The following is a 12,465-nucleotide window of genomic DNA, read 5'->3' on the forward strand; positions in this document are numbered from 1 at the left end:
GTGGGCGAAACGCTGATCGTCGAGCGTCCATCCTCGCCGGGTGCGGTGCTGCTGGCGGGCCTTGCGACGCTAGCGAAATCGGCGTCGAAGCATCCGGTGTTGCCGGACGTGCGGCTGGTTCGTCCCGATCTGGCGATAGAAGCCGCGCCGCTGGCCGAGTATCGCGCCCTGTGCGGGTTCGACGAAGCGCAGGGCATGCCCCCAACCTGGCCGCATCTGCTCGCATTCCCGCTCCATCTCGCGCTGATGATGCGACGCGATTTTCCGTATCCGCTGGCGGGAACGGTCCATATCGCCAATCGCATCGTCCAGCAGGGCCGGCTGAACATCGGTGACCGGTTGACCGTCTCGGCGGAATTCGGCGGGTTCCAGTCGCACCCGCGTGGTCAGGCATTCACGATCCGCGCCGAAGCGCAGCGCGGCGGCACGACGGTGTGGCGGAGCGAGAGCGTGTATCTGCGGCGCGGTACGCCCTCTGCGCTCGGCAGCCTGGTCGCGGCCTTGTCCGACGAGGATGCAGCGACGACTCAGGCGGGGACCGAGGCGATCGCGCGCGCAGTGGCGCCGCGTTACGCGCATCTCTCGGGCGACCGTAACCCGATCCACATGTCGTGGCTCGGCGCGCGGCTGTTCGGCTTCAAGCGACCGATCGCGCATGGGATGTGGACCAAAGCGCGGGCGCTGGCGCGGGTGCTCCCCGCAGCGCCGAACGAGCAGATCATGATCGACGTCGCGTTCCGGGCGCCGATACTGCTGCCCGGGCACGTGACTCATTTCGCCGATCGCTTGGACGGCGGCACTGCCTTTGCGGTGCGCGACGGCGCCGGGAAACGGCTCCATCTGGTCGGCCGGCTCGGCCGCGATCTCGTCTTCGAAAAGGAAGTACATGCTCAGCATCAGTGAACCGCGCCGGGTCGCGATCCTCGGCGGCAGCCGGATCCCCTTCGCGCGCTCGAACACCGCTTATGCCCAGGCCTCGAACCAGGACATGCTCACCGCCGCGCTGCAGGCGCTGGTCGACCGGTTCGGGCTTGCCGGGGCGCGGCTGGGCGAAGTCGCCGCAGGCGCCGTGCTCAAGCAGGCGCGCGACATCAACCTGACCCGCGAGGCGGTGCTCTCGACCAGCCTCTCGCCCGAGACGCCGGCTTATGACCTCCAGCAAGCATGCGGCACCGGGCTCGAGGCGGCGATTCTCGTCGCCAACAAGATCGCGCTCGGTCAGATCGACGTGGGCATCGCCGGCGGCGCCGACACTACGTCGGACCCGCCGATCGCGGTCAATGAAGGCTTCCGCCAGGCGCTGCTCGCCGCCAATCGCGCCAAAACCACGGGCGCGCGGCTCAAGGCACTGGTCAAGGTCCGGCCGGGAATGCTGTTCAAACCCGAACTGCCACGCAACGCCGAGCCGCGCACCGGGCTGTCGATGGGCGAGCATTGCGAGCTGATGGCCAAACGCTGGGGGATTTCGCGCGCCGATCAGGACGCGCTGGCGGTGCGCAGCCACCATAATATGGCGGCCGCCTATGATCGCGGCGACTTCGACAATCTGATCGTGCCTTGGCGCGGGCTGGCGCGCGACAACAATCTCCGCTCCGACAGCAGCATCGACAAGCTCGCCAGGCTCAAGCCGGTGTTCGATCGCGAGCAAGGCACGCTCACCGCGGGCAATTCGACCCCGCTGACCGACGGTGCGGCGGTGGTGCTCCTCGCTAGCGAGGAATGGGCGCAGGCGCGGGGCCTGCCGATCCTCGCCTATCTGCGCGCGGGCGAAGCCGCGGCGGTCGATTTCGTGAGCGGTGCCGAAGGGCTGTTGATGGCGCCGGCTTATGCCGTGCCGCGGATGCTCGACAAGCTCGGCATCAGGCTCCAGGATTTCGATTTTTACGAGCTGCACGAGGCGTTCGCAGCGCAGGTATTGTGCACGCTGGCGGCATGGGAGGACCCGGAATTCGCGCGCGAGCGGCTGGGCCGCGATACGCCGCCGGGGTCGATCGATCGCGTGAAGCTCAACGTCAACGGCAGTTCGCTTGCGGCGGGCCATCCGTTCGCGGCGACCGGCGGGCGGATTCTCGCCAATCTGGCGCAGATGATCGACAAAAACGGCGGCGGGCGCGGGCTGATCTCGATCTGTGCGGCGGGAGGGCAGGGCGTGGTCGCGGTGGTCGAGAAATGAGTTCCGTGCCGGTCCCGCAGGACGACGCGGATCGGCTTTGGGCCGAGCGCTTCTGGACGCGCTTCTACCGTCCCGGCGTTCCCGCAACCATCGACGCCGAGCTCGATTCGGCGGGGACGATGGCCGACCTCTTCGAACGCGACGCGCTGCGCTATGCTGAACGCGTCGGGTTCGTCAGCCTCGGCAGCGGGCGGACCTATGGCGCGATGCTGGACGACGCCAAGGCCTTCGCGGCATGGCTGCAGAGCATGGGCGTACAAAAGGGCGACCGCGTCGCGCTGATGATGCCCAATTGCCTGCAGTATCCGGCGGCGTTGTTCGGCACGTTGTTCGCCGGCGCGGTGGTGGTCAACGTCAACCCGCTCTACACCGCGCCCGAGCTGGCGCACCAATTGCGCGACAGCGGCGCGGTGGTGCTGGTGGTGATGGACATGTTCGCCGCGACCTTCGCGTCGGTCCGCGAACAGACCGCGGTGCGCCAAGTCGTGGTGGCGTCGATGGGCGACATGCTCGGCACGCTCAAGGGGCCGGCGATCGGGCTCATGCTGCGCTTCGCCGGGCAGAAGCCGGCGCCGTGGCCGAAAGGCGGCATGCACCGGTGGAAGCAGGTGATGCGCCGCGCGCGCCGGCTGACGTTCTGCCGCCCCGAGGTCGCGCAGGGCGACCTCGCCTTCCTGCAATATACCGGGGGGACTTCGGGCGTGGCCAAGGGCGCGATGCTCACGCATCGCAACGTCGTCGCCAATGTGCTGCAGGGCCGCGCCTGGGTGCTCAGCCAGATCCATGACGATGAGGTGCTGACCAACGTCACACTGCTGCCGCTCTACCATATCTTCTCGCTGACCGCGAACCTGCTGATGTTCATGGGGTGGGCGGACGCAACATCCTGATCGCTAATCCGCGGGATACGAAGCGGGTGAGCTGGATCCTCAAGAAGGAGCGATTCACCGGGATGGCCGGGGTGAACACCTTGTTCGCCAGCCTGCTCGACGATCCCGATTTCCGTACTCGCGATTTCTCGGCGCTGCGGCTCACTATCGCCGGGGGCATGGCGACGCATGCCGAAGTCGCGGCGCGGTGGGAAGCGGTCACCGGCAAGCCGCTGGTCGAGGGCTATGGCCTCACCGAATGCGCGCCGGTGGTGTGCATCCGCCCTGTCGATTTCTCGGCGTCGGGGGTGATGGGCTATACCGGCACCGTCGGCCTGCCGGTGCCCTCGACCCAAGTGCGGATGCGCCGCGCCGACGGCAGCTGGGCGGGGCTGGACGAGCCTGGCGAGCTGTGCGTGCGCGGGCCGCAAGTGATGCAGGGCTATTGGGGGCATCCCGAGGAGAGCGCTGTGGCATTGTCCGACGACGGTTGGTTCGCCACGGGCGATGTCGGGGTGATGGGGGAGGATGGCGAAGTGCGGCTGATCGATCGGATCAAGGACATGATCCTCGTCTCGGGCTTCAACGTCTATCCCGCCGAGGTGGAGGCAGTGATCGCCACCCACCCGGACGTGGCCGAGGTGGCGGTGATCGGCATTCCCGATCCGGTGAAAGGCGAGCGGATCAAGGCAGTCGTGTATCCGCGCGGGGCGGGGCTTTCGAGCGAAGCGGTGCGCGCGCACTGCCGGGCGCAGCTGACCGGGTATAAGGTGCCCTCGATCGTCGAGCTTCGCGACACGCCGCTGCCCAAGAGCAATGTCGGCAAGATCCTGCGGCGGGAGCTGCGCTGATGGCCCCGCGCGAGACCGATGTGATCGTGGTGGGCGCCGGGCTTGCGGGGCTGGTCGCGGCGAGCGAGGCGGTGGCGCGCGGCGCCTCGGTGGTCGTGGTCGAGCAGGAGCCCGAGCAGAGCCTTGGCGGACAGGCTTTCTGGTCGCTCGGCGGGCTGTTCCTCGTCGATTCGCCCGAGCAGCGCCGGCTGGGCATCCGCGACAGCCATGACCTCGCGTGGCAGGACTGGCTGGGTACCGCGGGGTTCGATCGGCCCGAGGACAAATGGCCGCTGCGCTGGGCCGAGGCCTATGTGCGCTTCGCGGCGGTCGAGAAGCGCGCCTGGCTGCGCGGGCTCGGGATATCCTTCGTGCCGGTGGTCGGCTGGGCCGAACGCGGCGACGGGCGCGCCGAGGGGCATGGCAATTCGGTGCCGCGCTTCCACATCGCCTGGGGGGCGGGGCCGGGCGTCGTCAAACCCTTTGCCGAGCTGGCGCGTGCGGCGGAGCGCGATGGCAAGCTGCGTTTCCTGTGGCGGCACCGGGTCGATGCGCTGGAGACGGAAGGCGGCCGGGTCACCGGCATTTCGGGCACCCGGCTTGCTGCCGATGATGTCCAGCGTGGCGCTGCGAGTTCGCGCGACGCGGTCGGCGATTTCCGGCTGAGCGCGCGTTCGGTGATCGTCGCCTCGGGCGGGATCGGCGGCGACCTCGACTTGGTCCGGCGCAATTGGCCCGCGCGGATGGGCACGCCGCCGGCCTTCATGGTGCGCGGTGTGCCGGCGCATGTCGACGGGCGGATGATCGGCATCGCGCAGGCGGCGGGGGCGCAACTGATCCATCCGGATCGGATGTGGCATTATGTCGAGGGGCTGCGGAACTGGCGGCCGATCTGGAAGGATCACGGCATCCGCATCCTGCCCGGCCCCTCGTCGATGTGGTTCGACTCGCGCGGCGATCGGCTGCCGCCGCCGTTCCTGCCGGGCTATGACACGCTGGGAACGCTGCGCTACCTGCTCGAAGGCGGCAATCCATACAGCTGGTTCGTGCTCAACCAGTCGATCATCCGCAAGGAATTCGCGCTGTCGGGTTCCGAGCAGAACCCCGATCTGACCAGCCGCAGCCTGCGCCGGACATTGCGCCGCGTGACCAGCCGGAGCCGCGCGCCGGAGCCCGTCGAGGCGTTCAAGACGCATGGCGAGGACTTTGTCGTCGCGAACGATATCGCCACGTTGGTCGCCGGCATGAACCGGGTCGGGGAGGGGACGTCGCTCGATCCGCGGAAGATCGAGGATTCGATCGTGATGCGCGATCGCGAACTCGGCAATCGCTTTTCGAAGGACTTCCAGCTGATGGGGATCCGCAACGCCCGATTTGGCCTTGCCGAGCGGCTGATGCGCACCGCGCCGCCGCGGCCGATCCTCGATCCCGCCAACGGGCCGCTGATCGCGGTGCGGCTCAACATTCTGACGCGGAAAACGCTGGGCGGGCTCGAGACAGATCTCGATGCGCGCGTGCTCGGTGCCGATGGCGAACCGATTGCGGGGCTGTTCGCCGTGGGCGAGGCGGCGGGGTTCGGCGGCGGCGGGATGCACGGCTATCGCTCGCTCGAGGGGACCTTCCTCGGTGGCTGCCTGTTCAGCGGGCGCGCCGCGGGGAGGGCGATGGTCCAGAGCTGAATAGTCTCGACTTGATCTGATCGACGTGATGCAGATACATCATGTATATGCATCATGATTCGGTCAAGAGTCCCTGCGTCTGCACGGCATTGCGCAAGGCCGCGCGCGCCGTATCGCGCGTTTATGACGAGGCGCTTGCGGATTGCGGGATGAGCACAGCGCAGTTCGCCATCCTGCGGCATGTCGGGCGCGGCGAGCCGCTCGCGCTCAGCCGGCTCGCCGAGCAACTCGCGATGGACCGGACCTCGCTGTATCGCGCGCTGGCGCCGCTTGAAGCAAAGGGTTGGGTTGGCATTGCTCCTGGACCCGGCAAATCACGGCTGGCTTCGCTGACGGCAGCGGGGCGTGCAGCGATGGAGGGTGCCGAAGATAGCTGGCAGCGCGTCCAGACGCAGATCACCGGCACGATGGGCGAAGCGCAACGGGCGGCACTAGAGTCCGCGCTTCGCACGATCACGAGCCTCGCCCGGCAGGAGAGTCATTGACATGACTGCGATCCTTGCCCGGATGCCACTGCGCGCGCGGGGCTATGCCAGCATCGTCGCCGCGGTCACCTTCATCGCCCTGCTCGTCTCGGCTGGGTTGCGCTCGGCACCGGGCGTGATGATGCTGCCGCTCGAGATGCATTTCGGCTGGGACCGGGCGACGATTTCGGCCGCAGCGGCGATCGGCATCCTGCTCTACGGCTTGGTCGGACCCTTTGCAGCCGCTTTGATGCTGTCGATCGGGATCAAGCGGACGATGCTCGCCGGGCTCGTCCTGATGTCGGTGTCGACCTTCGCCAGCCTGTGGATGTCCGAGCCGTGGCAATATGTGTTGAGCTGGGGTGTGTTCTCGGGCGTCGGCAGCGGCGCCGTCGCGTCGGTTCTCGGCGCGGCCGTGGTCAATCGCTGGTTCGCGACGCGGCAGGGGCTGGTGATGGGCATGTTGACTGCGAGCACCGCGACCGGTGCGCTCGTCTTCCTGCCGTTGCTGGCATGGCTGGCCGAAGGCGGCGCGTGGCGCCCCGTGGCGCTTGCCGTGGCGATCGCGAGCGCTTGCGTGATCCCGCTCGTTTTGTGGTTCGTGCCCGAGCGGCCGCAGGATCTTGGCGTGCGCCGGTTCGGCGAAACCGGAGAAGTCGCGCCGCCGCCGCTCAAACAGGCCGCGACGCCGGCGCTGGCGTTCACTGCATTGTTCCGCGCCAGCCGCTCGCCGATGTTCTGGCTGCTCTTCGGCACTTTCTTCGTCTGCGGGCTGACCACCAACGGGCTGATCGGCACCCATCTGATCGCCTTTTGCGGCGATCATGGCATCGCCCCGGTACAGGCGGCGGGCCTGCTCTCGCTCATGGGGCTGTTCGATCTGATCGGCACCACTGCTTCCGGCTGGCTGACCGACCGCTACGATCCCCGCAAGCTGCTGTTCGTCTATTACGGGCTGCGCGGACTCTCGCTGCTGGCGCTGCCTTTCCTCGACTTCAGCGCGTCCAGCCTGCTCGTGTTCGCGATGTTTTACGGGCTGGACTGGATCGCGACCGTACCGCCCACGGTCAAGCTCGCCAATGTGAACTTCGGCGAGCGCGATGCGCCGATCGTGTTCGGCTGGATCATGGTGGGGCATCAGCTCGGCGCAGCCACTGCGGCGTTCGGCGCGGGTGCGATCAGAGCCTGGGCGGGGACCTACACGCCGGCCTTTCTGATCGCGGGAGCGTTTGGATTGGTTGCGGCAGTCGCGATCCTCGCCGCACGCATCCGCACGCCGCAATCGGCGCTGGTCTAGGCTCACAACGCGTCGCCACCCTCGGGCAGGCCTGAATGCGTGGACTATGGTCCGCGCATTTTGTCGCATTTCGTCACCATCCACCGAAAATCGCATTGATCAGACTTTTCATTTAATCATATGATGGAACGTCATTGCGAAAAATGAGATTCGGAAGGCCGATTGCGGTCCCGAATGATAAAGAGGGAGACGAGGATGGCTGGGTTCAGGATTGCGCGTGCGGCGTTGGTGTGCGGCGCTTCTCCATTGGCGGTGTTGCTCGCGGCCGGCACCGCGTTGGCGCAAACCGCACAGCCAGAGCCACCCGCCGAGGCACCCGCGACGGAAGAACCAGCGCAGGAGAACGAGATCGTTGTCACCGGCTTTCGCGCGAGCCTGGGCAGCGCGCTCAACGCCAAGCGCGCGGAAACTTCGGCGATCGACGTGATCAAGGCCGAAGACATCGCCGACTTCCCCGACAACAATCTGGCCGAATCGCTCCAGCGCGTTCCCGGCGTCTCGATCAACCGCGTCGGCGGGGAAGGGCGCGCGATCACCGTCCGCGGCCTTTCGGGAAGCTTCACGCGCGTCCGCATCAACGGAATGGAGGCGCAGGCGATTTCCGGCGCGACGACGTCCGATCGCGGCACCAACACCGGGCGCGGGTTCGACTTCAACGTCTTCGCGTCCGAGCTGTTCAACAATCTGGTCGTCCGCAAGACGGCCGACGCCGAGACGATCGAGGGCTCGCTGGGTGCGACGGTGGATCTGAACGTCGCCCGGCCGTTCGATTACAAGGACTTCACCTTGGCGCTCGGCGCACAGGCGGGATACAACACGCTCGCCAAAAACATCGATCCAAAATTCAGCGGTCTGATCTCCAACACCTGGGAGACCGGCATCGGCCGGATCGGTATACTCGCCTCCGCCGCCTATAGCCGTCGCGATTATTACGAGGACCAGTTCGGCTCGGGCGGCTGGAATCCTGCCACGGTGGATGGCGGATTCTGCTCGCCCGTGGGCACGGCGCCGGTTTCACCCGCACTCAACCCGGGGCAGGGCACGACGGCCACCGATTGCGCAACCGGCGTGCCGCGTCCCGGCCCGACCGACACCAATTACGCGCTGGTGAACCGCTCCACGGTCTTTCTGCCGCGGCTGCCGCGTTATGGCCGATTCCATCACGATCAGAAGCGTCTCGGCGTCACCGGATCGGTGCAGTGGGAACCCGCACCCGGCATCGAGATCGGCGGCGACCTGCTTTATTCCGATTATAAAGTGTTCCGCGAGGAGAATTGGCTCGAGGGCTTTTCGTTCGCCCGGGCGATCGCTTCACCGAATTTCGGCAAGCCGCAGACGGCGATCCGCGAAGCCATTCTCCGCGAAGCGGGTACCAGCCACACCCAGGGCGCCAATTTCGGCCAGACGGTCTACGACATCGACTATGGCGTGTTCGACGGCGTCGATGTGCGGTCGGACACCCAATATGATCGCTTCCGCAGCCGCTTCACCCAATATTCGCTCTACGGCAAGTTCGACGTCACCGATCGGCTCAAGCTGAACTTTCTCGCCGGCAAGGCGAGCACCAATTACGACCAGACCCAGCAGACCACCTTCCTGTTCGGCCGCAACAACACGCGGCAAACCATCGATTTCCGCGAAGACCGTAACCAGCCGACGATCGGCTTCGGTTTCGATGTCACTGACCCCAACCAGTACACGCTGGCACCCGGCAGCGCCGAGATCCGCGCAGCGCCTTCCTTCATCGACAACGTCAACAAGATGATCGAGGGCAACTTCGCGTGGAAGGCGACCGAGGGGTTCGCGCTGAAGGGCGGAGTGCATGTCGACCGGTTCGATTTCAGCATCCTGCCGTATCAGCGCGCCAACAATTTCCTTGTACCGACTGTGAGCCCGTCCGACCTCGCCGGCATGACGCATCTGGTTGAGGGCTTCGGCGAGGGCATGCGCGAAGGCGTGTTCCCAAGCTCATGGGTCGCGATCAACTATCAGGATTTTGCCAAGCGTTACGGGCTGGACAATTACACCGGCGACTTCGCGCTCATCCAGAATCTCGGCGGCACGCGCAGGGTGCGCGAGGACGTCGTCTCGGCCTTCGGTCAGGTGGATTTCGACCTGTCGGCCGCCGGTGCTCCGATCCGTGGCAATGTCGGCATGCGCTATGCCCGCACTTCGCTCGATTCGACCGGTTATGCCGCGTCGATCTCGCAGTTCGTGACCGTACACCACGCCTATGAAGACTGGTTGCCGTCGCTCAATCTGGTGGCCGATCTCACGCCCAGGCTGCTGATCCGCGGCGCGGTCGCCAAGGTCATGACGCGACCCGAGCTCGGTTTCCTCAGCCCCGGCGCGAACGTCGTGATCAGCGGCACGCCCAGCGTCAACAGCGGCAATCCGTTACTCGAGCCGATCCGCGCTACCACCTACGATGCGGCGATCGAATGGTATTTCGCGCCCAATTCGCTGCTCTCTGCGGCGTATTTCCGCAAAGACATCCAGTCCTATATCCAGAACCAGGCGCTGCAGATGACCTTCAACCAGACCGGGCTGCCGGCGAGCCTGCTCGGCACCAACAGCGGCCTTGATCCCAATGTCTCGGTGTTCACGGTCAACCAGGCGCGGAATACGCCGGGCGGCCCGCTCGAAGGCTTCGAGATCAACTATCAGCACGCCTTCACTTTCCTGCCCGGCTTCCTCAGGAATTTCGGCGTGCTGGCGAACTACACCCACGTGAAATCGACGATCACCTATTTCCTCGCGGCGAGCTCGAGCAACACCACCGAGCGCGATCTGCTGGGGCTTTCGCGCGACGCGTTCAATGGCACGCTCTATTATGAGGACAGCAAGCTGAGTGCGCGTATCTCGGGCTCGTATCGTGGGCCGTACATCATCGCGCTGCCGGCCAACAATCCACTCCAGGACCTGGAAGGCGTCGACAAGTCGCTCATCTTCGATCTGTCGGTGTCGTATCAGCTCACCGACAAGATCAAGCTGAGCTTCGAGGGGCTGAACCTGTTCGACCGGCGCTATCGCCAATATATCGACTCGGATCGCGACAGCACGTTCGTCTACAGTCACACCGGCGCGCAATTCTATCTCGGCGCGCAGTTCCGGTTCTGAGTTCCGTCGAGGGAGGCGTCATGATGAAGTGTCTGCTCGCTGCGAGCGCCTCTGCGCTCGTCCTGCTGCTGTCCGGGGCGCCCGCGACCGCGCAGAGTGCGCCCGCCGCGAAGCAACTCGAGATCGTCCAGCGCATCGTGGCGCAGCCCGGCCGGCCGCCGGCGGAAAAGGAGCGCTCGGCCTATCTGCTAGCTTATTTCAAGGACGAGACCCACTCGCTTCACTTCGCCGTCTCGGCGGATGGCTACAGCTTCACCGACGTCAATAGCGGCGAGCCGGTACTGCGCGGCCGCGATATCGCCGAGCAAAAAGGCGTGCGTGATCCGCACATCGCACGCGGACCCGACGGCGCCTTCTATCTCGCGATGACCGATCTCCACATCTTTGCGAAGCGCGAAGGGCTGCGCAGCACCGAATGGCAGCGCGACGGCGATATCCACGGCTGGGGGAACAACCGCGCGCTCATCTTCATGAAGTCGTGGGACCTGGTGCATTGGACGCACAGCAGCGTCAGGGTCGATCGACTGTTTCCGTCGACAGCGCAGATCGGCTCGGCCTGGGCGCCGCAGACCATCTACGACCCCGAAAAGCGCAAGATGATGGTCTCCTATTCGACCCGCAACGGCAAGGAGACCGACCATATGGTCTATTCCTATGCCGATGCCGGGTTCACTACGCTCACTGCTCCGCCGCGGGACCTGTTCCGCTACCCGATTCCGGGCAAGGCCACGATCGACGGCGACATCACCAAAGTCGGCGACAAATATCACCTCTTCTACGTGGCGCACGACAAGCCGGGGAATCTGCGCCAGGCGATCTCGCGCAAGATAAATCGCGGCTATGCGTTCAATCCCGCGAAGATCGACCCGGAGACCGTCGCGACCGAAGCGCCGACCCTGTGGCGGCGGCACGGCACCGACACCTGGGTGCTGATGTACGACGTTTACGGCGCGAAGCCGGTCAACAATATGGGCTTTTCCGAGACGCGCGATTTCGTGCACTTCACCAATCTCGGCCGCTTCAACGAGCCCGGGTCGCCGATGAAGGCGACGAACTTCTCGCAAGCCAAACACGGTGCCGTGGTATCGATCACGCCCGCGGAAATGCGGCGCCTTCAGGCCTGGTTCGAGAAGCGATAGATAGCTTGCGGACCCTGCCGCTATCGGATGGTACGGGGGCGATCCAAGGTTTCCCGGAGCGCACATGTCCCTGAGCTTCTTCCTCGCCATGATGTTGATCCAGCGGGCCACGCCAGGCGTGACCGCGACAGAGAATCTTGCGGGCGACCGGATCGTGCCGCTCGTTTCGCATAGTGGCTCTTCCGGCCAATATTGCACCGCGGATGCACGATGGTGCCTCTCTCTGATCGAGGCGCAGAAGGAGGACGGGCAGGTCCTGCCGGCGGTTCGCCCCGGCAATGCCGCCGCGCCCACGCCGACACCGCCTGCGGAGGAAGCCTATTCGAATGAGACGCATTCGCTTTGGCCGGGCCTGATCCTTCTGAAGAATGGGGGCTTTCTGGCGGGCGTCGAAACGCGGACCAGCACTGCCTATTCCGGAGGGGGAGGCAGTGCCACCGAGTTGCGGCTGTTCCGCGTCTCCGCCGATGGGCAAGCGGCCGCGAAGCCGGTGTTGATTGTGCCCATCGGCGCGTCGCTGTTGATCCGCGCGTGTTTCGGCGAAAACGACATGAAGAAACGCCGCGGCGCCTGCCATGACGAATACAGCTTCTCGGCCAGCCTCGGGCTTGCGCGTGAGGCCGCGGCTGGCCTGCCGATTTTCTCCTACGTCACCACGGCGCACGCCTTTCCGCGCGGCGTTTCGCGGCTCGAGGATTCGACCGCGAAATCCCGGCTGAGGAAATCCGATCTCGTGCAGGAACGCGATCCCGAGTGCAGCTTCTCCCGGAAGTTTCGCTTCGATGTCGCCGCGGGCGCCTATCAACCAGAATCGCAACTGCCGGATTGTTCGGCGTATACCGTGCCGTGAGGTCGTTGCATCCGGGCCCGCAGAGAGCCCGGATGCGACGCGCA

At 65.8% G+C, this 12,465-nt stretch carries 10 protein-coding genes; all 10 read left to right on the forward strand.

The window, feature by feature from the left end; all coding sequences use genetic code 11:
- The 10 genes from CVN68_RS02620 to CVN68_RS02660 all read left to right on the forward strand — a co-directional run bounded on the left by CVN68_RS02620 (nucleotide 1) and on the right by CVN68_RS02660 (nucleotide 12,421).
- Nucleotides 1–903, forward strand: coding sequence for a MaoC family dehydratase (locus CVN68_RS02620; protein ID WP_233503684.1), 903 nt, complete (start codon nucleotides 1–3; stop codon nucleotides 901–903).
- Nucleotides 887–2,173, forward strand: coding sequence for an acetyl-CoA C-acetyltransferase (locus CVN68_RS02625; RefSeq protein ID WP_100280827.1), 1,287 nt, complete (start codon nucleotides 887–889; stop codon nucleotides 2,171–2,173). Before CVN68_RS02620 ends, CVN68_RS02625 begins: the two co-directional genes overlap by 17 nt.
- Complete coding sequence (locus CVN68_RS24135) at nucleotides 2,170–3,063, forward strand: AMP-binding protein (RefSeq protein WP_199560191.1); 894 nt, start codon at nucleotides 2,170–2,172, stop codon at nucleotides 3,061–3,063. Before CVN68_RS02625 ends, CVN68_RS24135 begins: the two co-directional genes overlap by 4 nt.
- A 26-nt stretch (nucleotides 3,064–3,089) precedes the next feature.
- Entirely contained in the window at nucleotides 3,090–3,893 is an 804-nt protein-coding gene (locus CVN68_RS24140) for an AMP-binding protein (protein ID WP_267893731.1), read from the forward strand.
- Nucleotides 3,893–5,551 carry an FAD-binding dehydrogenase gene (locus tag CVN68_RS02635; protein ID WP_100280828.1) on the forward strand — a complete coding sequence of 553 codons (1,659 nt, stop codon included), beginning with the start codon at nucleotides 3,893–3,895 and terminating at the stop codon, nucleotides 5,549–5,551. Before CVN68_RS24140 ends, CVN68_RS02635 begins: the two co-directional genes overlap by 1 nt.
- Nucleotides 5,552–5,592: 41 nt before the next feature.
- Nucleotides 5,593–6,036 carry a MarR family winged helix-turn-helix transcriptional regulator gene (locus CVN68_RS02640; protein WP_100280829.1) on the forward strand — a complete coding sequence of 148 codons (444 nt, stop codon included), beginning with the start codon at nucleotides 5,593–5,595 and terminating at the stop codon, nucleotides 6,034–6,036.
- Between the two features lies 1 nt (nucleotide 6,037).
- Nucleotides 6,038–7,312 carry an MFS transporter gene (locus tag CVN68_RS02645; protein ID WP_100280830.1) on the forward strand — a complete coding sequence of 425 codons (1,275 nt, stop codon included), beginning with the start codon at nucleotides 6,038–6,040 and terminating at the stop codon, nucleotides 7,310–7,312.
- 195 nt (nucleotides 7,313–7,507) lie between these two features.
- Nucleotides 7,508–10,432, forward strand: a complete 2,925-nt coding sequence (locus CVN68_RS02650) for a TonB-dependent receptor (RefSeq protein ID WP_199560193.1) — start codon at nucleotides 7,508–7,510, stop codon at nucleotides 10,430–10,432.
- A gap of 20 nt (nucleotides 10,433–10,452) precedes the next feature.
- Nucleotides 10,453–11,571 (forward strand): glycoside hydrolase family 43 protein, encoded by a 1,119-nt coding sequence (locus CVN68_RS02655; RefSeq protein WP_233503540.1) that lies wholly within the window; start codon nucleotides 10,453–10,455, stop codon nucleotides 11,569–11,571.
- A gap of 64 nt (nucleotides 11,572–11,635) precedes the next feature.
- Nucleotides 11,636–12,421, forward strand: a complete 786-nt coding sequence (locus tag CVN68_RS02660) for a hypothetical protein (RefSeq protein ID WP_100280832.1) — start codon at nucleotides 11,636–11,638, stop codon at nucleotides 12,419–12,421.
- Nucleotides 12,422–12,465 lie beyond the last annotated feature (44 nt).

The organism is Sphingomonas psychrotolerans, assembly GCF_002796605.1.
In the GTDB taxonomy this organism is placed as follows: Bacteria; Pseudomonadota; Alphaproteobacteria; order Sphingomonadales; family Sphingomonadaceae; genus Sphingomonas; species Sphingomonas psychrotolerans.

What these genes read in the sequence shown, in the direction of transcription:
- CVN68_RS02625 (WP_100280827.1), top strand. Translation starts at nt 887, where the DNA reads ATGCTCAGCATCAGTGAACCGCGCCGGGTCGCGATCCTCGGCGGCAGC.
- CVN68_RS24135 (WP_199560191.1), top strand. Translation starts at nt 2,170, where the DNA reads ATGAGTTCCGTGCCGGTCCCGCAGGACGACGCGGATCGGCTTTGGGCC.
- CVN68_RS02645 (WP_100280830.1), top strand. Translation starts at nt 6,038, where the DNA reads ATGACTGCGATCCTTGCCCGGATGCCACTGCGCGCGCGGGGCTATGCC.
- CVN68_RS02650 (WP_199560193.1), top strand. Translation starts at nt 7,508, where the DNA reads ATGGCTGGGTTCAGGATTGCGCGTGCGGCGTTGGTGTGCGGCGCTTCT.
- CVN68_RS02660 (WP_100280832.1), top strand. Translation starts at nt 11,636, where the DNA reads ATGTCCCTGAGCTTCTTCCTCGCCATGATGTTGATCCAGCGGGCCACG.
- CVN68_RS02640 (WP_100280829.1), top strand. Translation starts at nt 5,593, where the DNA reads ATGTATATGCATCATGATTCGGTCAAGAGTCCCTGCGTCTGCACGGCA.
- CVN68_RS02635 (WP_100280828.1), top strand. Translation starts at nt 3,893, where the DNA reads ATGGCCCCGCGCGAGACCGATGTGATCGTGGTGGGCGCCGGGCTTGCG.
- CVN68_RS02655 (WP_233503540.1), top strand. Translation starts at nt 10,453, where the DNA reads ATGATGAAGTGTCTGCTCGCTGCGAGCGCCTCTGCGCTCGTCCTGCTG.